The sequence below is a fragment of the Longispora fulva genome, from assembly GCF_015751905.1.
GTDB lineage: Bacteria > Actinomycetota > Actinomycetes > Mycobacteriales > Micromonosporaceae > Longispora > Longispora fulva.
This window is the reverse complement of record NZ_JADOUF010000001.1, coordinates 3,031,817-3,055,166: the sequence shown is the minus strand read 5'-3', so window position 1 is coordinate 3,055,166 and position 23,350 is coordinate 3,031,817. Positions and strand designations below refer to the sequence as shown.

Sequence of the window (23,350 nt, the reverse complement as noted above, 5' to 3'; positions counted from 1 at the left end):
CGGCTCAGGCGCGCGGGCGGGCGGTGAACGCGAGGACGAGGCCGGAGATGGCCATGACCGGGCCGGTCATGGCCACGTACGGGCCGATCTCCTCCCAGGTCCTCGAGCCGGTCATGAAGCCGCCGCCGACGTAGCCCAGCAACTCCAGGGTCAACAGGCCGCCCAGCAGGACCAGCACGATACCGAGCACGAGCTTCCAGACTGTCATGCGTCCATGGTGGCAGCCCGGCTGGCGGGGCGGGAGGCCAGAATCTCCACGGTCAACACCCGCCGGGTCCACGGATAGCCGCGCAGGCTACGGGCGGCTCCCGGGGCAGGGTCCGACGATCCGAATGGCGGCCGGGGGCGTTCCCCCGGCGACCACGCACGGTGCACTGGGGACGGTGGCCTCTGGCAGAATCCTCCAGTGAACACCACCATCCTGGAACGCGAGGCCGAACTGGCCACGCTGGCCACCGCCGCGCGCGAGGCGGGCACCGGATCCGGCTCGGTACTCCTCGTGTCCGGCGAGGCCGGGATCGGCAAGTCGAGCCTGATCCACGGCATCCGGTCCGTTCTGCCGGCGGCCGGCCGGCTCCTGGTGGGGTACTGCGACGACCTCGCGACGCCGAGGGTGCTCGGCCCGCTGCGTGACCTCATCGGCAGCGTCGGAACCGCGCTGACCCGCGCGCTGGAGCGCGGCGACCGGGCCGAGGTGCTGGAGACGCTGCGCGCCGAGCTCGACCGGGAGCGCCAGCCGACCGTCCTGGCGGTCGAGGACGTGCACTGGGCCGACGAGGCCACCCTCGACGTGCTGCGCTACCTGATCCGCAGGGCCGCGCGGCTGCCGCTGGTCCTGGTCCTCACCTACCGCGACGACGAACTCGTCGACGACCATCCGCTGCGGCAGCTGTTGGGCGTCGCCTCCCGGGCCGAGCGGGTCCGCCGGCTGCGACTGTCCAGGCTCAGCCTGGCCGCGGTGCGCCAGCTGAGCGAGGCCAGCGCCGTCGACGCCGACGAGGTCTTCGCCGTGACCGCCGGCAATCCCTACTTCGTCACCGAGCTGCTGGCCGGCGGGGACGCCGCGGCGGTGCCGTTGACGATCGCCGACGCGGTCTCGGCCCGGGTGGCGCAGCTCGACCCGGCGAGTGCCGCCGTCCTCGAACGTCTCGCCGTGGTGCCCTCGGCGGTGGAACGGTGGCTCGTCGACGCACTCGAACCCGACAGCCTGGCGCTGCTCGCCCCCGCCGAGCAGCGCGGCCTGCTGCGGGTCACACCGCGCCGGGTGGGCTTCCGCCACGAGCTGACCCGGCGCGCGGTGGTGGACTCGATGCCGGCCGCCCGTCGGGAGGCGGCCAACCGCGGCGTGCTCGCCGCCCTGCTGGCCCGGCCCGGCATCGAGGTGTCGCGGGTGGTGCACCACGCGGCACAGGCCGGTGCCCGCGACGTCATCCTGGAGTACGGTCCCGCCGCGGCCCGGGAAGCGGCCGACGCCGGGGCGCACCGGCAGGCGGTGGCGCACCTGCGACTGGTCCTCGACCAGCAGCCGGTACTCGACCCGCCGGACGAGGCGGAGCTGTGGGAACGCCTGGCCGTCGAGAGCTACACCATCGGGGCCCCCTCCGAGGAGACGGTCGCGGCCCAGCGGCGCGCGGTCGAGCTGTGGCGCGGCACGGACCCGCTGGCCCTGGGCGCCGCCCTGCGTTGGCTGTCGCGGATCTGCTGGTGGGCCGGAAGCCCGGATCAGGCGAACGCGGCGGCCGACGAGGCGGTCGTCGTCCTCGAGGCCGCCGGCGACGACCAACTGCTCGCCATGGCGCTGAGCGGCAAGGCCCAGCTGCACGCGCTGGCGGGGCGGGCCGCCGAGGCCGCCGACCTGGCGCAACGGGCCATCGTGCTCGGCCGGGACAACCCGGCGATCCGGTCGCACGCGTTGAACAACCTGGCCATGGCGCAGGACGTGCTCGGTGACCCGACAACGCTGACCACCTTCGAGGAGAGCCTGCGGGTCGCGCTCGACGCCGACGAGCCCGAGCACGCGTGCCGGGCGTACGTGAACCTGGCCCTGGTGAGCCTGGCCCGTCTGCGCCTCGATGTCGCCCGCCGCCTGTTGCCCGAGGGCGTCGAGTTCGCCGAGCGGTCGGAGTTCCTGATGTACTTCCAGTACCTGCAGGTGGCCGCGGCGTCGCTGCACTTCATGACCGGGGACTGGGACGAGGTGTCACCAGCCGCCGAGCACGCCTTCGACGCCTCTCCGCCGGTGCGCTGCGCCGCGCTGACCGTGTTCGGCCGCGCCCAACTGCGCCGGGGCGACCCTGCGGCGGTGGGAACGTTGCGGGAGGCCTGGCGGATGGGCATCGGGCTGGGCGAGAGCCAGTGGGTCACCCCGGCCGCAGCTGCCCTGGCCGAGGCGGGCACCCTCGACCCCGGCGCCGATCCGGCCCTCGAAGAGCTGACCGAGGCGTACGAACTGGCGGGCCGGTTCGGCACCGTGGCCGAGCGGGCCGAGCTGGCGTACTGGCTGGGCCGCGCGGGCCGGACCGTCGGACGAGGGGGCCTGGAGCACCCGTACGCGCTGCTGGCCGACGGCCGGTGGGCCGAGGCGGCCGAGGCGTGGCGGACGGCCGGCTGCCGGTACGAGTACGCGATGGCGCTGGCCACCAGCCCCGAGCCCGACGACCAGCTCACGGCGCTGGCCGTGCTCGACGCGCTGGGTGCGCGGCCGCTCGCCCGACTGGTCCGGGCCCGGCTGCGGGACCTGGGGACCCGGGTGCCCCGGGGCCCGGCCGCCTCGACCCGGGGGAACCCGGCCGGCCTGACCGAGCGCCAGCTCGAGGTCGTGCGGCTACTGGCCCAGGGGACGAGCAACGTCGAGATCGCGCGCCTGCTCGTCGTCTCCGTGCGCACTGTGGAGAGCCACGTCGCAGCGGTGCTGACCAAGCTCGGCGCCCGTACCCGCCAGGCCGCCGCCGAGCGCGCCGCCGATCTTGGACTCCTCAAACTTCGGTAGCGTCAGCCCGCAGCTCGGTAGCGACTACCGAGGCGGCAGGTGCCGGTGCGCCCGTAGAACTGGGGCAGACCGAATCCGAGGAGGATTTCAATGGCACTGGATGAGGGCCGCCTGATGGCTTTCCTGAACACGTTCGTCGGAGATCTCGGCGCCACGATGGCCGCCGGGAGCATCGTGATCGGCGACAAACTGGGGCTGTACAAGGCCCTGGCGGCGGGGGCGCAGTCACCCCACGAGCTGGCGGCGACAACCGGCACCTCGCCGCGCTACGTCGAGGAGTGGCTGCGCGGACAGGCCGCCGGCGGCTACGTGCAGCACGACGCCCCGACGGGCACCTACCGGCTGACCGAGGAGCAGGCGTTCGCGCTCACCGACCCGGACGGCCCGGTCTTCGTCCCCGGCGCGTTCCAGCTCGCGCTCGGCGCGCTGAAGGCGGAGCCGGAGATCACCGAGGCGTTTCGGACCGGCGAAGGGGTGGGCTGGCACCGCCACGACGGGGACGTCTTCGCCGGCTGCGAGCGGTTCTTCCGCCCCGGCTACGGCGCCAACCTGGTCAGCTCGTGGCTGCCCGCGCTCGACGGCGTGGAGGACAAGCTGCGCACCGGGGCCCGGGTCGCCGACGTCGGTTGCGGTCACGGCGCGTCGACCACCCTGATGGCCCGTGCCTTCCCGGCGTCGATGTTCGTCGGATCGGACTACCACGACGCCTCGGTCGACCAGGCCCGCGAACGCGCCGAGCACCTGGGCCTCGCGACATCGGTGCGCTTCACCGTCGCGCCGGCGCAGAGTTTCGCCGGCGGCCCCTATGACCTGGTGACCACGTTCGACGCGTTGCACGACATGGGCGACCCGCTCGGCGCGGCCGTCAACATCCGTTCCCAGCTGGCCGACGACGGTACCTGGATGATCGTCGAACCGGCCGCGGGCGCCTCCGTGGCAGACAACCTCAACCCGGTCGGCCGGGTGTACTACTCCTTCTCCACGTTCCTGTGCGTGCCCAACGCCCTGTCCCAGGAGGGCGGATACTCACTCGGCGCCCAGGCCGGCGAGGAACCGATCCGCCGACTGGCCGCCGACGCCGGGTTCACCCGGTTCCGCAGGGTCGCCGCCACGCCGTTCAACCTCGTGTACGAGGCCCGACCGTGAACCGGACCGCAGTGTCCACCGGGGCCGCGCCGCCGGCGATCGGCCCGTACAGCCAGGCGATCGTGGCCAACGGGTTGGTGTTCTGCTCCGGCACGATCGGCACCGACCCGGTCACCGGGCTGCTCGCCGACGGGATCGAGGCCCAGACGGAGCAGGCGCTGCGCAACCTGGGCGCCATCCTCACCGCGGCGGGCGCGTCGTTGTCCACGGTGGTCAAGACGACCATCTTCTACACGGATCCGGCGGATTTCGCGACCATCAACGCGATCTACGCCGGGCACATGTCGGATCCCGCTCCCGCCCGGTCCGCGCCGGCCAACGTGCTGCTGCCCGACGGGATCCTCATCTCCATCGAAGCGATCGCTACCACCGGGAATCCGGCATCGCCGGTTCACGATCGGGGTCTGTGAGGCCATCCGGGGCGTCGGATCATGGGTATTCGCTTTCCTGCCCTCACCGACGTGTCCACTTGGGTGGCCACTCAACGGCGAACCTCACGCGCCTTCCATCGGGCGAGGCTGTAGCGGGTGGCGATGGTGCGCGGGTGGTCGGGGCCGAGGACGCGGACGCGGTCGGGAAGGAGGTTCTCGAACGCGGTGACCGCGCCGGCCGGGTCTCCGGCCTCTCCTCGCTTGCCGGCGAGGTTGCCGCGGGTGGTGAGGGTGTTGGGGTGGTCGGGGCCGAGGACGGCACGACACCACGCCGCCCCCAGCCAGCTCCCACGACGGTAGGCGTTAGGAGCCGGCCGGGCAGGCACCCCGGCCGGCTCACCCGCCCATCCCCTATCGGACCGCAGGCTTGATGTCCTTTGTGGTTGAAAATAGATACCTAGTGGACATTCTGTGTTCATCTCGCGCCACCCGGCGCTTACCGCACCCGCCGGTAACGTTCTCGGAGACCGCGCGCGCAGCACGCGGAGTATCGAAGGAGGACGCCAGGCACAGCGGTGGCGACCTCCTCTGGACGTGGAGGGGGGACGACGTGCCCGGACGCACCCCGGCGAACCTCACCGGCGACCTCGTCGCGGCCCGGGGCCCGCTCCTGCGCTACGTCACCTCGCTGCTGGCCGCGGACAGTCACGTCGCCGAGGACATCGTCCAGGAGGCCCTGCTGCGGGCCTGGCTGCACGCGGACCAGCTCGACTGGCAGGCCCGGCCCATCCGGCAGTGGCTGTTTCGCGTCGCTCGCAACCTCGTGGTCGACTTGCGCCGCCGCGACCGGTCCATACCGGTCGGCATCGCCCCCGAAGCGTTTCGAGCGGCTGACGGTGACCCGGCCGAGGCCGTGGCGGACCGACACCTGCTCGTCGGCGGCCTGCGCCGGATCGGGCCGGCGCACCGCGAGATCCTCGCGCACATCCACCTGCTCGACCGGGCCGGCGACGACGTCGCCGCCACCCTCGGCATCCCCCGAGGCACGGTCCGGTCCCGAACCCACAACGCGCTCGCCGCTCTGCGCCATGCCATTGACCTCGGCGATACCGGCTACCGGCTTCGCCGACCCGCGGACCCCGCCCACTGCCGGCCACGCCTCCGGAGCGACCAGCGGTGACGGGGGTACTGGCCGCCCACCGGCAGCTCATCAGCACCCTCCTCGGCCTGGCAGGGCTCCTCGTGCTCGTCGCGGTCCTCGCCCACCGGCTGGCCCGCCGGGCCGGGGGTTGGCCAGTCGTGCGCCGCCGGGCCCGGCACGAGACCCGGGCGACCCTGCGCGCCTTCGCCGCCCCGGTCACCCGGCAGGTCCAGTACCTGCGCCGACGTCGCCAACTCGGCAGGCTCCTCGCCGACGGCACCGCCTGGCCCGACGCCGAGCGGGCGCTGCTGTCCGTGGCGACGCGCACGGCCGGGGCCGACTGCCGGCCGTACGCGGTCCTGCTCGGCTCCGGCACCGTCGGCGTCGCCCTCGCCGGCCGCACCCCGCCCGAGCCTGACGGCCCGTGGACCGCCGACTCGGATGACCCTCGGCTGTGGTGGGCCGACCGGCCGGCCTTGGCCGTCGAGCCTGAAGGCGACGGCACGGCCCTCCTCGCGGTCGTCGGCCTCGATGACCGCTACCGGGAAGGGCTGCTCGTCCTGCTCGACCTCGCCGACGGGCCCCCGCTCACGGCGGCCGTCGGTGACCCCCGCACCGCCCGCGCCCTCGTCCAGGCCGTGGCCGCCCAGCTCGACGGACGGCTCCCAGCCGGCTCGGTGCTCGTGTCCGACGGGGTGCACCGGTTCTTCCCCGGCGAGGCCGTCGATGCCACCTGGCGTGCTGCCCGGGTCAGGGCCGCGGCCGGCGCGCCTGCGGTCGCGGTCTGTGCGGGACTGCCCGGCGCGCTGGAGACCGTACCGCCGGCCGGGCCCGGCGGCGCGCTCCTGCTCGTGCTGGGGGAGCCTCGCGGCTACGCCCGGATCCTGGAGGCCGACCGCGTCGGGCGGGTCCGGGTGCTGGACACGAACCTCACGGCCGACCTGTCGGCACTGCCGCGCGTGGTCGCAGGCCTCATCGGAACGCTGCCCCCGGCGGCCCCGCCCGGCGGCCCGGTTTCCGCCGCGCCACCGGTGATCCTCGACGAGCCGGACAGCGAGCTGGCGGTATCCGCTCTCGCGCCGCCGGATGAGACATCCCCGGCGCGCCCGCCCCGTGCCGCGCGCCCCAGGACGGAACGGAAGCCTTTTCCCGCGCGCGGGCCGGTGGGGATCCCCGCACGAGGCGCTGTCGCGCTGCCGGAGCCGGATCCCGCGCCGGGAGGCGGCAGCGACATCGGACCGCGCCCTGCCGGGCACGGCGGCATACAACCGCAGCCATTCGACGACGCCGACGGCGACGACGAACCGGGGGGCGGCGACACGGGGGTCTCCGCGGCGCGTGAACCCGTGCCCCACAGTGGAGCGGCGGAGGCGGGAGCCCCATGAACCTGACCGTCACCTCCGTCGACCACACCGACGGTTCCCGCCGCGACCACCTCATCGACGTGCCCCTCGGCTGCACCGTCGCCGAACTCAGCGCCGCCCTCGGCCGGGAACGGGAACCGGCCACCCAACTGCGGGCCTACCTCGGTCCCGGCCAGGCAAGGCCCCTCTATCTCGGTGGCGCCGCCCTGGAACCGGGCCGGCCGGTCGCCGGCAGCGGGATCCGGGCCGGCAGCGTCCTCGGCCTCGGCGGCCCGGCTGAACCTGCCGCGGCGGCGCGCACGGGGCCGCCGGTGCCCGCGCCCGTGCTCACCGAGCTGCACCTCGTGTCCGGGCCTGACGCCGGCCGCACGTGGCAACTGACCGCCGGCAGCCACGAGGTCGGCACCGACCCGGGCTGTGCGATCCTGCTGACCGGGGAGGACACCCCGGCGCGCGGCCTGTGGGTGACCGTGGCCGTGTCGGGGGCGGTGTCGTGGCAGCTGGACCCGGGCGTGGAAGGTCTCGTGCGGGCGGCCGTCGTGCTGCCACCCGACGCGGACGCCGGCACTGCGGAGAAGGGCGCGGACGGGCCAGGCACCGCGTGGCCGGAGGGCACGGACGTCGCCGTCGGGGCCGCGCTGTTGCGGGTCGTCGCGCCGGTGGAGGCCGACGCGGCTGTCACCGAGTCCGCCGACGGGCTCAGCCGTGACTACAACCGGCCGCCCCGGATCGCCCCGCACCTGGAGGCCGAGCGCATCCGGCTGCCCACCCCGCCGACCCGCACCTCGAGGGCGCCGTTCCCGCTGCTGATGCTGTTCGCCCCGGTCATCCTCGGCCTGGTCATGGTCGGGGTGTTCCGGTCGTACTTCTATCTGGTGTTCATCCTGTTCACCCCGGTCATGGCGGTCAGCAACTGGGTCGTCGGCCGGCGCACCAACCGCCGCCAGCACGAGGAGGCGGCCCGCCGCTACCAGGAGAAACTGGAGACCCTGCACCGGCAGGTCCGCGACGACGTCGAGCACGAACGCGAGGTCCGCTCCCTCACCGGCCCCGACCCGGCCACCGTGGGCCTCGTCGCCACAGGTCCCGGCGGCAAACTCTGGCAGCGCCGCCGCCGCGACCCCGACCATCTGCTGCTCCGGTTGGGCACCGTGGATCTGCCGTCCGTGACCGAGGTCGACGACCCGGCCCGCGACGACAACCACCGCACCGTGCGCTGGACGGTGCCGGACGTGCCGGTCGGCTTGGAACTGCCCGAGTACGGCGTGATCGGCCTCGCCGGCCCCGACGAGCCGGTCCTGGCCCTGGCCCGCTGGCTGCTCGCCCAGGCCGCGGTACTGCACAGTCCCCGCGACCTTCGTGTGGTCCTGCTGACCGACCCGTCCCGGGCGGCGGAGTGGGACTGGGCCCGCTGGTTGCCGCACCTGCGCGCCGCCGGGTCCACCGGCCCGGTGGTCAGCGTCGGCAACGACCCGGAGAGCATCGCCCAGAGGGTCAACGAGCTCGTCGCCCAGCTCCAGGCCCGCGACCGGGTGCTGGGCTCCTCCATGGGTCGGGCGATGTTCACCGACCCCGACATCCTCGTCATCGCCGACGGTGCCCGGCACCTGCGCGACGTGCCCGGCATGGTGCAGGTGTTCGCCGACGGGCCCCGGGTCCGGATCTTCAGCGTGTGCCTCGACCAGCAGGAACGGCTCCTGCCCGAGGAGTGCGCTGCCGTCGTCGCGGTGGCCGAGACCACCCTGACCCTGCGCCGGGGCGGCACCCCGGAACTCCCCGGCATCCGCGCCGATCTGGTCGGCGCCGGCTGGTGCGAGGAGGTCGCCCGCGCCCTGGCCCCGCTGCGCGACGTCAGCCCCGAACACGACGTGGGCCTGCCCTCGGAGGTGCGACTCCTCGACCTGCTCGACCAGGAGCCGCCCGACGCGGTCCGGCTCCTGGCCCGCTGGCAGCGGCAGCCGGCGTCGACCACGTTCCTGCTCGGCACCGGCTACGACGGCCCCCTCGCCCTGGACCTGGTCCGCGACGGCCCGCACGGCCTGGTCGCCGGCACCACCGGCTCGGGCAAATCCGAGCTGCTCCAGGCGTTCATCGCCTCGCTGGCGGCCACGAACAGGCCCGACGAGCTGACGTTCGTGCTCGTCGACTACAAGGGCGGCAGCGCCTTCCGGGAGTGCGAGGCTCTCCCGCACACCCTGGGCATGGTCACCGACCTCGACGCGCACCTCGTCGGCCGGGCCATGGACTCCCTCGGCGCGGAACTCCGCCGCCGCGAACGCATCCTCGCCGACGCCGCTGTCAAAGATCTCGCCGCCTACCGGGCCAAGCGCGGTGCCGAGCCGGACCTGCCCCGGCTGCCGCGTCTGCTGCTCGTCATCGACGAGTTCGCCACCCTCGTCCGCGAGGTGCCCGACTTCGTCCCCGGCCTGATCAGCATCGCCCAGCGCGGCCGGTCCCTGGGCCTGCACCTGGTCCTGGCCACCCAGCGGCCGGCCGGGTCCGTCACCCCCGACATCAAGGCCAACACCAACCTGCGGATCGCGCTGCGGGTCACCGACGCGGTGGAGAGCCAGGACATCATCGACACGTCTGAGGCGGTGCACATCTCGCCGGGTACCCCGGGGCGGGCACTCGTGCGGTACGGGCACCGCAACGCCGTGCCGTTCCAGTCCGCCTGGGTCGGCGCCGAGCGGCCCGCCGAGGACGCCGACGCGCCGGTCCGCCGTTTGGCAGCCCGGTCCGTGGAGCTGTCCTGGAACCGGCTCGGACGGCCCGTGGACCTGCCGGCCGTCGAGATCGACCCGGGCCCTGCGGGGCCGGTCGCGCCCACCGATCTGCAGGCCCTGGTCGCCGCCATCGCCGAGGCCGCCGGCCGGCTCGACGACCTCGCGCCCCAGCCGAGCCCCTGGCTGCCGGCCCTGGAGGAACGGGTGCTGCTCGCCGGACTGCCCGACGTCGCCCGGCCGGACGGCGCGCACCCGAGCCTGCCGGCCCTGATCCCGTACGCCCTGGAGGATGTGCCCGAGCTCCAGCAGCGCCGGGTGGCCACCGTGGACCTGGCCTCCTTCGGGCACCTTTACGTCATCGGCGCGCCCCGCTCCGGGCGCACCCAGGTGCTGCGGACCATCGCCGGCTCGGCGGCGGCGCGCGCGAAGGTCGACGACGTGCACATGTACGCCATCGACGCGGCCGGCGGCGGCCTGGCCGCCCTGGAGAGCCTGCCGCACTGCGGAGCCGTGGTGTCCCGCCACGACATGGAGCGCATGGACCGTCTCCTGCGCCGCCTCAGCCTCGAACTGACCCGCCGCCAGGAGGCGTGCACGGCTGCGCACTGCGCCGACCTGGTCGAACTCCGCCAACTCCTCCCACCGGCCGAACGCCCCCCGCACCTTTTGCTGTTCGTGGACGGCTGGGACGCGCTCGCCCCGGTCCTCGACGAGTACGACCACGGCCGGCTGCTCACCGACGTGACCCGGCTCGCCCGGGAGGGCGCCGCCGTGGGCCTGCACCTGATCGCCACCTCGGAGCGGGCCCTGCTCGGCGGGCGCCTGTCCGCGCACAACGACCACAAACTGCTGCTGCGCCAGACCGACCGCAACGACTACCAGCTCGTCGGGCTGATGCCGAGCAAGGTGCCGGCGAACATCGCCAACGGGCGCGGCTGGCACGTGCTGTCGCGGACCGAGACGCAGGTCGCCCTCCTCGACGCCGATGACAGTGGCAGGGCCCAGTCCGAGGCGCTGCGCCGGATCGGGAAACGGGCCACCGCGGGCCGGCGCGGGCCGTTCCCGGTGGCGGGCCTGCCCAACATGGTCGAGTTCACCGACGTGTACGAGCAGGTGCCGGTCGACCTGCGCCGCCCACTGTGGGGCCTGCTCGGCGTCGGCGACGACGACGGGGCGCCGCTCGGCGTGGACCTGGCCACCACCTCGGCGTTCCTGATCGGCGGGGCGTCGGGCACCGGGCGCAGCAACACCCTGGCCTGCCTGGCCGTGTCCCTGCTGGCGGGGGGCACCGGCCTGGTCGTGCTCACCCCCCGCGACTCCCCGCTGCGCGGCCTCGGCCAGCACGACCGGGTGCGGCTGCTCGCCGAGCCCGACCCGTCCGCCGACGACGTGCGGGCCGCCCTCGACGCGCTGCCCGGCCCGCGGGTGGTGCTGATCGACGACGCGGACCTGCTCGGGCAGCCGGCCGCCGACAAGGTGCTGCGCGACGTCGCCGCGTCCGGCCGCGACCGGGGCGAGGCCCTCGTCTTCGCGATGCCCCTGGACGCGGTGTCCGTCGCGCTCGGCAGCTGGGTGAGTTCCGCCCGGCGGGCCCGCCGGGGGCTGCTGCTGAGCCCACGGGCCACGACCGACGGGGATGTGATCGGGGTACGGCTGTCCACCAGCCAGGTGCGGGCGACCGTGCCGACCGGGCGCGCCTACACGGGCGGGACTGCCGGGGCGGCGATGGCGGTCCAGGTGCCTCGCACCACGCTGCGGGGGTGAGTGGGGCCCGTACCCCGGAAAGGGTCGCGGGCCCCGGCATGACCTCAGGCCGAGCGGATCTTGCCGGCCATGTCCCCGTCCATCTCCTCCATCGAGGTGCGGATGTCGCGGAACTGCTTGGCGAAGTCGTTGATGCCCTTGATGGCGCCCAGCAGGCTGGTGTTGAACTTGTCGTAGGACTCTTTCATCGCCGGGCTGGACTGCTGGAACACCAGGCCGTCCTCCAGCAGGTTGGACACGTCGGTGCGCAGCGTCTCCAGCATGGGCAGGATGTCGCGCACGGCGGCGTCGAGCCGGCCGGACGTTGCGTCGATCTTCTCGTAGTCCAGGGAGATGTTGGGCATGACGCTCCTTAGGGATGGGGGTGTTTCAGTAGCCGATGTAGTCGTAGGACGACGAATCGGGCGGGGGCTCGACCTTGGTCCAGGGCGCGTACCGGTCGGGCCGGGTGTACTCGGTCTTCGTGCCGTCGTTCTCGGTGGTGACCATGGAACCGCCGCCGTTGTCCGACAGCGTGATCTCGGTGTGGGTGTGCGAGCCGGAGTTGTCGGTCGTGTCCGTCACGGACGACCCGTGCTCGCCGTTCGTGGTCACCGAGTGCGTGGTGCTGCCGTCGGCGAACGTCGTGTCCGTGGTCTGCGACTTGCCGTCCGGCGTGTACGTCGTCGTGGACGTGTAGTGCTGGTCGCCGGCCACGACCGTCGTCTCCTCCTTGATCACGTTGTTGTGGTCGTCGAGGGTCAGGTGCGTGGTGACCGAGCCGCTGGCCGTGTTGACCGTGAAGTCCGTGGGCGGCCGGCCCGGGTCGGTGGCCGAACAGAACGCGGGCATCGCGCCGTCGGGGCCGGCGACGCACTCGGAGCGGTGTGCCTGCAGGTAGTCCCAGGCGGCCTTCTTGTCCTTCCACTCGTCCAGGCCCAGGCTGGCGCCCATCATGCCCATCCCGTTGGCGATCTGCGCGTCCACGTCGAAGTAGCCGTCGGCCACCGAGCCGAAGATGTCTCCGAGTTGGCGCAAATCCTCGTCGGCCTTGTCCATCGGGTGCCGCGCAGTGCGGTACAGGGCCCGAAACGCCGTGGCGAGCCCGGTGTCCCCGAACACCGTGTCAGAGCCGTAGTCGCCGCCGACCTGCGCGAACGCGCTGTCCTTGAGGTGCGGTCCGATCCGGTCGGCCAGGTCGTGCAGGTCCTTGCGCGCCGCGTGTAGCACGCCGTAGTCGATCGCGAAGTCCGGCATCTGACGCCTCCGTCCCGGTGTTGGCCCCGTGGCTTCCACCCTGACCACGCGCGGCGGGGCCGGACTGTTCACTCCGGCCGGAAATTCATCCCCGAACCGTGAACAGATCTCGGTTCCCGCGCGTGGTCACAGTGGACCCGTCGGCGCAGAAAGGGGGCCCGCCATGGCACTGAGGCCCAGCGACTGGACCGTCCTTGGCCTGCACGCCGACCCGACCCCGGGCGACCCGGCCCGCATCGACGAGGTGATCACCTCGGTCCGGGACCTGGGCCAGGCGGCCCGCGACGTGGACACCGGGCTGGCGGCGGTGCTGAACAAGGCCGGGCCGGAGGCGTTCGCGGGCAAGACCGCCGACGCGCTGCGGGAGAAGATCAGCGGCCGGCTGCGCGGGTTCGTGGTGAGCATCGCCGAGGCGTTCGAGTGGACCACCGGCGCGCTGACCACCTACGTGGCGGCGCTGCGCGACGAACAGTGGCGGGCCGACAACGCGCTCAGCCAGGGCCGGGGCCTGCCGAAGGGCGACCCGCAGCTCACCACCCTGGCCACCACGGCCCGCACGGCCGGCACCAGCCAGGACACGGCGGCCCGCACGGCCCGCACGAAGATCGTCGAGGCGTACCGCAACATCAAGTCGCCGGTGAGCGGGTGCGACGAGTTCTGGGAGATCTTCAAGTGGATCGCCATCGCGCTGATCCTGCCGGCCCTGGTCTTCGGTGGCCCGATCGCCCTGGTCGCGATCGGGGTCAACCTGACCCTGTTCATCAAGACGGCCGTGGACTTCGCGAACGGCAAGGCCAGCGCCCTGGAGTTCTTCCTGTCCGCCCTCGGCATCATCGCCCCCACGACCCGGGCGGTGCCGATCTTCCAACTGATCGCCTCGGGGTCGAAGTTCGTCTGGAACGGTCTCAAGGCCGGCGCGATCACGCTGTTCCGGTTCGTCGGCGACGGGTTCCGTAACCTGGTCAGCCACCCGTTCCTGCTGTTCCCGGGCCTGCACGACCTGGCCATGGTGCACGGCAGTTGGCTCAAGGGCGGTGCGCTGTGGCTGCGGGGCGGGTTGACGGCGCTGCCGAAGTTCGCGCTGACCACCCTGACCCGGGGCGGACTCGTCGTCGTCAACGGGGTCCGGGCGATTCCCGGGGTCGTGGCGGCCGTGCCCGGCGCGTTCTCGCGGTTCGGGTCGAGCACCTTGACTTTCCTCAACCGGGAGTTCGGCGGCAACCGGTGGCTGCGGCTGTTCCTGCCCGCCGAGGCCGACGAGCTGCACCTGGGGGTGTGGAACGCCACCCGGCTGGCCGTCGTCGACCGCGGGGTGTTCGGCCGCAGCCTGTTCGGCCTGCCCCGTCCGCACGTGCCGCTGCCCGAGCAGCACGTGGACGCCGGACACTTCGACCTGTCCACCCTCCGGTCGGGGCAGCTGTCCGTCCCGCCGGCGGTGCAGACCCCGCACCTCGGCGCGATCGGCGTCGGTCACCTTGCCCTGCCCACGCCGCAGAACCTGCACCTGGGCACGTCATTCGGGGAGACGATCAAGCTCGGCGGGGACGCGGTCCGTACCCTCGACTCGGTCATGATGTCCCCGGTCGACACCTTGTCGCGGGCCCGGATCGGCGGCATGGGGGAGATCGGGGCCGGCCACACCCTGGTCGGCACCGACCACGCCGCCGGGATCAGCTCCGCCCTGCACCTTCACCCGGGGGAGTCGCCGGCCGCGCACCTGGCGTCCTCGCCCGGCGTGTCCCTGACCGGCCTGACCCCGCACACCACGATCAGCCCGTCGACGTTGCTCAGCACGCCGTCCGGGCTGCACGTGCCGGCCAGCGCGGTGCTCGGCGACGTGGGCGGCGCGGCCGGGGTGCGCACCCTGCCGGGGGCGGACATCGCGGCCGGGTTCGGCGCGGGCCGGACCAGTACGCCGGTGCACGCCCTGGTCGACTCCACGCCGACGTCGGTGGCCGTGACGCACACCCCGCTGTCCGGGGCGCCCGGCCTGCACGGGGCGGGGCCCAGCCCGGCCGTGCTGGCCTCTTTCGATCTTCTGGCCGGTGGTTCCACGGCCACCCACACCCTGACCGGCGCCCCCGGCGGGCTGCACGGGGCCGGTGGGCGGATCGCCGACCACACCGGGCAGGCGGTCGGGGCCCGGCACGTGTCCCTCGACCTGCCGCCCGTCGTCGGCCGCGAGCCGGCGCACGTCCAGCCGGGGACGATGGACATCCACCGCCTCGTCGAGCCCTCCCCGTCGGCCGTACGGCCCGGCCTGGATCCGGCGCACGCCTTCGGCACCCCGGCCACGGTCGAGGTGCGCGGCCTGGCGGGCACGGGCGGCCGGATCGACGCCGCCGGGCCGCCGCCGACCGCCGGGCTGTCGGGCGGCAGAGCGGATCTTCCGGGTACGCCGCTGGCGGCCCCGCCCAGGATCGACGCCCTCAGCGGCCCGCCCCCGGTGCGCGAACCCGCCCGTGGCCTCGACGGGCCGGGCATCCCGGTCACGGCCGGCCGGTCGGGTGTTCTCCCCGACCCGCACGCCCTGGTCAAGGAGGGGCCGACCGTGCCGCCGGTGCATCCCGCGCAGGTCGCGTCCGGCCCGCCGCCCGGGGCCGGCACCCACCTGCCGGAGCCGTCCACCGTCGACTCCGCGCTGAACCTGTTGCACGGGCCGGCGCCGATGCGCGCCGGGGACCGGGCCGTCGACCCGCTCCCGGCCAACGGAACAGTCCACGCGCCGGTCCCGATCCGACGCACGGACCTGCCCACGGGTCCCGGGCAGGGCGGCCCCGGGCGCGCCCTCAACGGCCACACGCCACCGAACGCCCCGGCACCTTCCCGCATCCACGTTCAGGCCCCCGCCAGCACCGGCCGGGGCCGGCTCACCGCCGCCGAACTCGACCGGGCCTGGCACTACGACAGCGAACGCATCGGCGGCGCGTTCGGCGCCCTCGACGACCCGGTCCGCGCCCAACGGATCGAGACCTGGGCCGCCTACACCCGGGCCCGCAACGACCTGGCCCGCGCCGAACAGACCTGGACGGACCTGGCCCACCGGCAGGGCGAGTCCTCCCGCGGCCCCAGCGCTTTCGAGATCGCCGCCGAACGCACCTATACGGCGGCCGTCGCCCGCGTCGACCGCCTCGAGGGAGCCCTCGACCGGCTCGGCGTGCACCCGGGCGCGATGGACCGCAAGCTCGGCGAACTGCTCCTCGATTCCGTTCGCGATCGGCCCCGGCTCGTCGGCGGCGGCCCAGTACACTCCAAGCCGATCGGCGACCCGAACGGTGCCCCCGTCCGGGGCCTGGTCACGTTGCGCGACGACATCGGCCAGCCGATCGGCCTTCGGGTCGACACCACCGGTGGCGCGCCGAGGTTGCTCGACGAGACCGGCGCGCCCCTGACCGTGCCGGTCCGCCCACACCAGGGCGGGTTCGAGATCGACCTGGGGGACGGGTTCTACCGGTTCCAGCCGGATGGCGTCATCGCCGAGTCCGGTCGGGTGCTGCACGGGGTGGACGGCCAGCCGCTGCCGGGGCGGTTCGCGGTCACGCCCACCACCGGGCCGACCCGGATCGAGACCAACGGGGCGCTGCATCCGGTCACGGCGCACGGCGCCGGGTTCCAGGTCGCGGATCCGGCGGCGCACGGGGCGTTCCACCGGTTCGACGCCGAGGGCAACCCGACGGCCGCCGGTACGCCGCTGTTCACCGCGCCGGGCACGCCGGTGCCGGGCACGTTCCTGGTCACCCCGGCCGGCGGCGGTCAGGCCATCGTGGAGGCCGCCGCGCACCTGCGCGTCACGGTCGAGGCCAACGGGTTCCGGATCGCCGACCCCGGCGCGGAGCACGCCTTCCACCGCTTCGACCGGCAGGGCAACCTGGTGGCCACGGGTACCCCGTTGCGCGACGCCGGAGGGATCGCGCTGCCGGACCGGTTTCTGTTGCGGCCGGCGGGCGGCGGGGCGACGTCGGTGGAGCTCACCGTGGGCCGGTTCCAGGTCGTGGCGGACGGCACCGGCTTCCGGATCGCTGACCCGGCCGCCGAGCACGCGTTCCACCGCTTCGACCACAACGGGGCGCTGACCGGGACCGGCACCCCGTTGCGGGACGCCGGAGGGATCGCGCTGCCGGACCGGTTTCTGTTGCGGCCGGCGGGCGGCGGGGCGACGTCGGTGGAGCTCACCGTGGGCCGGTTCCAGGTCGTGGCGGACGGCACCGGCTTCCGGATCGCTGACCCGGCCGCCGAGCACGCGTTCCACCGCTTCGACCACAACGGGGCGCTGACCGGGACCGGCACCCCGCTGCGGGACGCCGGAGGGATCGCGCTGCCGGACCGGTTTCTGTTGCGGCCGGCGGGCGGCGGGGCGACGTCGGTGGAGCTCACCGTGGGCCGGTTCCAGGTCGTGGCGGACGGCACCGGCTTCCGGGTCGCCGACCCGGCGGCCGAGCACGCGTTTCACCGCTTCGACCACAACGGGGCGCTGACCGGGACCGGCACCCCGCTGCGGGACGCCGGAGGGGCGGCGCTGCCCGACCGGTTCCTGTTGACGCCTCCGCACGGCGGCGCGAACACGGTCGAGGTCACCGCCGGGCACTACCAGGTCACGGTCGAGGCCAACGGGTTCCGGATCGCCGACCAGAACGCCGAGCACGCCTTCGGCCGGTTCGACGGGCACGGCGCGCTCACCGAGACCGGCGCGCCGGCCCGCGCCGTCGGCGGGGGAGCGTTGCCGGACCGGTTCGTGGTGACGCCGGTCGGCGGCGGGGCGGTGCGCGGGGAGGTCACGGGCGCCAGGTACGCGCTGACGCCGCACGGCACCGGGTTCCAGTTCACGGACCTGCAGGGGGCCGGGGCGTTCCACCGCTTCGACAACGCCGGGGCCGTCGCCGAGACCGGGGTGCCGCTGCGCACCATCGACGGCCGCACCACCGGGCATCTCGGCGTCACGACCACGGCGGGCGGTGCGGGCCGGGTCGAGGTGCGCACCGGGCAGACCGTGCCGCACCTTGCCGTCCAGCCGCACGGCGCCGGTTTCCACGTCACCGACCAGTCCGTCGGCAGGCTCGGCGAGTTCCGCACCTTCACGGCCGACGGGACCATGACGCGCCAGGGCATCAACATCGTCCGGGACGGCGCGCCGACGGGGCGGCAGTTCGTGCTCACCCTGCCGCAGGACGGCACGCCCCGGTCCTGGCTGCTGCATGACGCCGCCGGGCCGGTGGCCAACCCGGGTCCGTTCCAGCGCGGCACGGTCGACGTGTCCGGGGCGGGCGGCGGCCGGTTGCGGCTACTCACCGACACCGGCGGCGAGGTCTTCGACAGCAGGCCCCTCGCACACGGCACGACCCTCGACGTGGTCCGCCGGTTCGACGACTCGTTCGGACGAGGCTCACAACGGCCACACTGGACGGAATTCGGCGCGGACGGCAGGGTCGTCGACCACGGGGTCCGCCACGCCGACACCTCCGCCGTGGCCTGGCGCGACGTCAGCCACACCGGCGGCGACCGGCACGAAGTCCGCCAGGCGCTCGGCGGCGGCGACGTGGTGGGCCTGCGCTCGCCGCTCGGGCACTGGACCTGGCACCGCTACGACTCCGCCGGCCAGCGCCTCGCCCACGGCCCCCGGGTCCGCGACGCCGACGGCGGCTGGACGGACCGCCTGGCCCACGGCAACCCCGGCGAGTACGTCCAGCGCCAGTGGGGCCCCGCGCACACCCCGGCCAACGCCAGCATGTACCGCCAGCACGACCTGACCGGCGGCAACCGCCTCGACACCTGGCAGCAGCACTCCCCGCACGGCAAGGACGCCGGCCGCCGCGAACGCCTCCCCGACGGCTCGACCCTGGAGACGCACCGCTGGTCGGAGCAGCGCCCGCCGCACTGGGTGCGCCGTGCCCTCGCCGGGGTCGACCGACAGGTGTTCGAAGCCAACGGGTTCCTGCGGTCCGACACCAACTTCCAGCTGTTCACCTGGACGCACATGGTAGGCCCCAACAGCAGCACCGGATTCCGGTTCGTCGGGATGGGCGACAACGTCTACGACGTCGCCGCCACCGGCCGCATCGTGCGGTTCACCGGCAAACTCGACCACGGCAACACCCTCACCGTCGGCCACGGCCGGGTCGACCTGCCCGCCCACACGCCCCAGGTCAACGGCGCGACCCCCTGGTCGGAGGGGACTGGCAAGCTGTCCGGGCACCGCAGGGACGTCGCGCCCGGTGCCAACCCAGACGGTCGGATCTGGGAGGACGTGTTTCACCCCCAGCGCCAGGGCGGGGACTGGTACACCCCGGGCGGGCAGGGCTGGCGAGTGGCCCGGGCGGGGTACGCCGACGGCACCGTCAAGGAGTTTCGCCTCCCCATCGCCCCGGGCACGACCGACGGTTCGGTCGCCGGTCGGCTCGGCGCGCACGAGGGCACCGACCACTGGGTGCTCCGCGACCCGCACGGCACGGTGCTGGGCCGCCAGGACCGCTGGCCCGTGCCGGGCGGCGGCCAAGGGCACCGGATCGAGGCGCACGCGCCCGCGACCCCGGGCCGGTGGCACTGGTCGGGCTACAACGCCCGCACCGACTCGCGCACCTGGACCTGGACGGACCTCGACGCGCCGGCCGGCGCGCCCCGGACCGGGATCCGCGAGTTCGACAAGGGATTCAACGGCTCGGAGACCGCGTTCGACGACTCGTTCCGGGACTTCACGGTCGACGCCGCCGGGGTGCGCAGCCTCGTGCGGGACCGGCGGATGCTCGACGGCGGCGGGCACGTGGACAGCTGGCGGGTGCCCGACCCGGGCGCGGCCGGCGGGTTCCGCTGGGAGTGGCACAAGGTCGACAAGTTCGGCAACGTCCGCGACTACCCGGCCGGCAGACTGGAACGCACCTGGTGGCGGGACGACGCCAACGCCTGGGTCGCCGGCTGGCACGACGGGGCGGTGCGCTTCCAGGACACCGTGGTGCCGGCCGCTGGCCCGCCGACCCTGGTCCGGGAGATCCCTGCCGGCGCGCTCGTGTCCCGGGTCCGCGAATACCACCCGGGCGGGCCCCTGCACGTGCCGTCGCCGCACGTGTGGCGCGAGTTCGACTTCGGCACCGTGGTACGGGAACGCTCCGCCCTCACCACCGGCGGTTTCCTCGAACGCGACGCGTGGCGCGGCCAGTGGAACCGCTACGACGTCCACGGCAACGTCGTCGCCCGCCGCTCCGACAGCGGCTACGTGTTCGATGTGCTCGGCGGCCAGCGCGCCCCGGTCGGCCGGGAGCTGGACTACCGGGGCCCGGTCACCGAGATCCGGGGCTGGAACCGCCGGGTCCGCGAGGCCAACCGGATGCAGTGGGGCGGCGAGCTGCACCACCCGGGCACCAACGCGACCGAGGCCCTCTACCAGCCGTACGCGAAGCTGGCGATGCAGAAGATCGCGTTGGAGTTCACCCAGGAGTTCCTGCTGGAGTTCATGGCCAACCTGGGCGTCAACGCGATCGTCGACGCCATCGCCGGCACCCCGTTCACGGGCAAGGACGTGCTGAAGGCGTTCGCCAACGCCGCCGTCGGCGCGGGCCTGAAGACCGGGGTCGGGGCGCTGGTGCACGACAACCGGTTCGGCGCGCTGCAACGCTCCGCCGACTGGAAGAACGGCCTGGCCAACCTCGACAGCGGCAAGCCGTGGTTCCGCAAGCCCCTCAACCACGACAAGCACTACAGCAACGAGTGGGCCGGCAACGAGACCGCCACCCGGTGGCGGGGCGGTACGTACGACTTCGCGTTCAACGTGCCGGTCGCGGGCCTGACCAGCTTCGTCAACGGCAGCATGAACGCGGCCGTGTTCGGCGTCGTCGACAAGAACGGCAAAACGGTGTACCTGACCGGCGGGGCCGCCGTCTACGACGGCCTGCTGAGCATGGCCGCCGGGGTCACGGCCGCCGCGTCCAGCTCGATCCTCAAGACCGCCCTGTTCGCCGGTGGCGGGGGCCGGCTGTTTCACCGCCAAGGCGTCACCGAGTACGTCCTGCAACTGCCCTGGCGGATGTTGGAGAAGACCTTCACCGCCGTCCTGCTCAAGGAGTACCGCATGCACGACAACCCCTGGTACTACGCCCGATGAACCGCCCGGCACTGCACGTGGCGGCCAAGGGCAGGGGCGCGCACCGCTCGATCGCAGACGCGGTGCGCGCCGCCACGCCCGGCGACACGATCCTCGTCGACCCGGGCACGTACCGGGAGAGCGTCCGCCTCGACCACCCGCTGACCCTGTGCGCGGCCGCGGGCCCGGGCACGGTCGAGCTGCGCCCGGCGCCCGGTGCCCCGGCGCTGACGGTCGGCGCGGCGCACTGCGAGGTCCGTGACCTCCTCGTCTACGGCGGGGACGACTCCACCCCCACGGTGGAGATCCTCGCCAGAGGCGGGCTCGTGTTGCGCGACACGGTGATCAGAGGCGGCCGGATCGAGGCACGCGGTGGCCCGGCCGAATCCACCACCGCCGATCCCGAGCTGGGCGAGCAATCCTCCACCACGGCCCTGGTGCTCAACGACTGCCGGATCGAGGGCGCCGGCCAGGTGGGCCTGCACCTGTCGGGCCGCGTCCGCGCGGAACTCACCGACGTGCGGATCACGGCCGTGGACGGCACGGGCGTGCTGCTGTCCGGGGCGGTGGAGCTGGCGGCGCGCCGGCTGTGGGTGCATGGCACCAGCGGCTCGGGGCTGCGGGCCTGGGGTTCGGCGCGGGCCGTGCTGGCCGACTGCCGGATCGAGGCCACTGGGCGCAGTGGCCTGCTGCTGGAGGACTCCGCCGAGCTGGCCGCCACCGATACCCTGCTCGCCCTCGCCGGGGCCGCCGGGGTCCAGGCCATCGGCGGGACCCGGGTGCGGCTCACGGACTGCCGGATCGAGGGCCCGGCCGCCAGCGGGCTCGTGGTCCGCGACGACGCGGCGCTGGTCGCCGACGGCTGCCTGATCCGGGGCGCCGGCGCGAACCTCCTTTTGGCCGGCGGGGACTCCTCCGTCGAGCTGACGGACTGCCGCCTGGTCACAGCCCGGTTCAGCGCCGTGCACGCGGCCGGCGGCGCGCGGGTGCTCCTGGAACGCTGCCAGTTGCGCGACAGCGCCGAGCACGGCGTGCACGCCGTGGGCGACGCGATGGTCCGCCTCGTCGGCTGCGACCTGCTGGATGTGGCCATGTCCGGCGTGCACGCGGCCGAGCAGGCCGGCGTCGAGGTCCACGACTGCCGGATCACATCCGCCGACACCGGGATCCGGGCCGGTTCGACGGCGGCCACCGACGTCGCCGGCTGTGTCGTCGACCGCCCCGCCCGGGTCGGCGTGGACGTCACCACCGGCGGTGGTCTGACGATGGCCGACACCCGCATCGTCGCCGCCGGGGCCGCCGGCATCGTGGTCGATACGGCGGAGGAGGTCCGGATCACCGGCGGCGCGATCCAGGGCAGCGGCGGCTCGGGGCTGGTCGCCTGGACCGGTTCGCGGCCCCAGGTCAGCGACCTAACGATCGCGGACACCACGAAGAACGGGGTGTTCGTCGCCGAGGGTGCCTCGGGCTTGTTCACCCGGTGTGAGGTCCGCGCCGCCGGCTACCCGGCTCTGCACGTCGGCCGGGGCGCCGACCCCGTCTTCGACGGCTGCCGGGTGCTGGACTCCCCGCAGGAGCTGAGCACCGACGACGGGGCCAAACCCACGTTCCTCGACGCGGGGACACCCGCTCCCGCGCCGTTGGCACTCACTTCGGCCCCCTCGGGTACGCCCGCGCCCGCGGTCCCCGACATCCACCCCGAGCCGGACGAGTCCCTCGACGACCTGCTGGGCGAACTCGCCGGCCTGGTCGGCCTGGACCGGGTCAAGCACGACGTCGGTGCGCTCGTGAAGCTGATGCAGACCGTGCGCCGCCGCGAGGAAGCCGGCCTGCCCGCGCCCCCGCTGAGCCGGCACCTGGTATTCGCCGGCAACCCGGGCACCGGCAAGACCACGGTCGCCCGGCTCTACGGCCGGCTGCTGCGCGCCTTGGGCCTGCTCCGCCGGGGCCACCTGGTCGAGGTGGACCGCAGCGCACTGGTAGGCGAGTACGTGGGCCACACCGGCCCGAAGACGACGGCGGCTGTGACCAGCGCGCTGGGCGGCGTCCTGTTCATCGACGAGGCGTACTCCCTCGTGCCGCATGGCGGGGGCAACGACTTCGGACAGGAGGCCATCGCGACCCTGGTCAAGTTGATGGAGGACCACCGCGACGACGTGGTGGTGATCGCGGCCGGCTACCCGGACGAGATGGGCCGGTTCGTGGCAGCCAATCCGGGGCTGGCCTCCCGGTTCAGCCGCACGCTGCACTTCGTCGACTACGACTCCGAGGAGCTGTTGTCGATCGTCGAGCACCAGGCCGACAGCCACCGCTACGAGCTGACCGCCGCCGCCCGTTCCGGCCTCGGCGCGTACTTCGACACCCTGCCGCGCGCCGAGGGCTTCGGCAATGGCCGCCTCGCCCGCCAGGTGTTCCAGGAGATGACGGAACGCCAGGCCCAGCGGGTCGCCGAGATGGCCGAGGCCAGCCCCGCCGAGCTCGTCCTGTTGGAGGCCGGCGACCTACCGCCGTCCGCCGCACCCGTTCCGTCGAGAGTGGAGTGACG

The 23,350-nt window shown here is 74.0% G+C and carries 12 protein-coding genes; 8 read left to right on the top strand and 4 right to left on the bottom strand.

Annotated features, from left to right (window positions below):
• Positions 1-4 precede the first annotated feature (4 nt).
• The gene (locus IW245_RS13470; RefSeq protein WP_197003519.1) at positions 5-208 is read right to left on the bottom strand and encodes a hypothetical protein; all 204 of its coding nucleotides are present in this window, start codon (positions 206-208) and stop codon (positions 5-7) included.
• A gap of 198 nt (positions 209-406) precedes the next feature.
• On the opposite strand from IW245_RS13470, the gene IW245_RS13465 reads away from it, so the two are divergent.
• The 3 genes from IW245_RS13465 (at position 407) to IW245_RS13455 (ending at position 4,545) form a co-directional block, all read left to right on the top strand.
• Positions 407-2,989 carry an ATP-binding protein gene (locus tag IW245_RS13465; RefSeq protein WP_233472999.1) on the top strand — a complete coding sequence of 861 codons (2,583 nt, stop codon included), beginning with the start codon at positions 407-409 and terminating at the stop codon, positions 2,987-2,989.
• Positions 2,990-3,079: 90 nt separating this feature from the next.
• On the top strand, positions 3,080-4,135 hold the full coding sequence (locus tag IW245_RS13460; RefSeq protein ID WP_197003518.1) for a class I SAM-dependent methyltransferase: 1,056 nt from the start codon (positions 3,080-3,082) through the stop codon (positions 4,133-4,135).
• Entirely contained in the window at positions 4,132-4,545 is a 414-nt protein-coding gene (locus IW245_RS13455; RefSeq protein WP_197003517.1) for a Rid family detoxifying hydrolase, read from the top strand. The genes IW245_RS13460 and IW245_RS13455 overlap by 4 nt, the downstream gene beginning before the upstream one ends.
• Positions 4,546-4,616: 71 nt before the next feature.
• On the opposite strand, the gene IW245_RS13450 is transcribed toward IW245_RS13455, so the two are convergent.
• Positions 4,617-4,892 carry a tetratricopeptide repeat protein gene (locus tag IW245_RS13450; RefSeq protein WP_197003516.1) on the bottom strand — a complete coding sequence of 92 codons (276 nt, stop codon included), beginning with the start codon at positions 4,890-4,892 and terminating at the stop codon, positions 4,617-4,619.
• A gap of 224 nt (positions 4,893-5,116) precedes the next feature.
• Between IW245_RS13450 and IW245_RS13445 the strand changes: the two genes are divergently transcribed.
• The 3 genes from IW245_RS13445 to IW245_RS13435 are packed head-to-tail and all read left to right on the top strand — an operon-like array spanning position 5,117 to position 11,501.
• Positions 5,117-5,686, top strand: a complete 570-nt coding sequence (locus tag IW245_RS13445; RefSeq protein WP_197003515.1) for a sigma-70 family RNA polymerase sigma factor — start codon at positions 5,117-5,119, stop codon at positions 5,684-5,686.
• Positions 5,683-7,032 carry a hypothetical protein gene (locus IW245_RS13440; RefSeq protein WP_197003514.1) on the top strand — a complete coding sequence of 450 codons (1,350 nt, stop codon included), beginning with the start codon at positions 5,683-5,685 and terminating at the stop codon, positions 7,030-7,032. The genes IW245_RS13445 and IW245_RS13440 overlap by 4 nt, the downstream gene beginning before the upstream one ends.
• Positions 7,029-11,501 carry an FtsK/SpoIIIE domain-containing protein gene (locus tag IW245_RS13435; protein WP_197003513.1) on the top strand — a complete coding sequence of 1,491 codons (4,473 nt, stop codon included), beginning with the start codon at positions 7,029-7,031 and terminating at the stop codon, positions 11,499-11,501. The genes IW245_RS13440 and IW245_RS13435 overlap by 4 nt, the downstream gene beginning before the upstream one ends.
• 44 nt (positions 11,502-11,545) lie before the next feature.
• Here IW245_RS13435 and IW245_RS13430 read toward each other — a convergent pair whose 3' ends face one another.
• Both IW245_RS13430 and IW245_RS13425 read right to left on the bottom strand, forming a co-directional pair.
• Complete coding sequence (locus IW245_RS13430; protein WP_197003512.1) at positions 11,546-11,845, bottom strand: hypothetical protein; 300 nt, start codon at positions 11,843-11,845, stop codon at positions 11,546-11,548.
• A 25-nt stretch (positions 11,846-11,870) separates the two neighbouring features.
• Entirely contained in the window at positions 11,871-12,737 is an 867-nt protein-coding gene (locus tag IW245_RS13425) for a WXG100 family type VII secretion target (protein WP_197003511.1), read from the bottom strand.
• A gap of 163 nt (positions 12,738-12,900) precedes the next feature.
• Here IW245_RS13425 and IW245_RS13420 point away from each other — a divergent pair, with 163 nt between their 5' ends.
• A complete protein-coding gene (locus IW245_RS13420) occupies positions 12,901-20,826 on the top strand; it encodes a hypothetical protein (protein ID WP_197003510.1) in 7,926 nt (2,641 codons plus the stop codon).
• The gene (locus IW245_RS13415; RefSeq protein WP_197003509.1) at positions 20,823-23,348 is read left to right on the top strand and encodes a right-handed parallel beta-helix repeat-containing protein; all 2,526 of its coding nucleotides are present in this window, start codon (positions 20,823-20,825) and stop codon (positions 23,346-23,348) included. The genes IW245_RS13420 and IW245_RS13415 overlap by 4 nt, the downstream gene beginning before the upstream one ends.
• Positions 23,349-23,350: the final 2 nt, after the last annotated feature.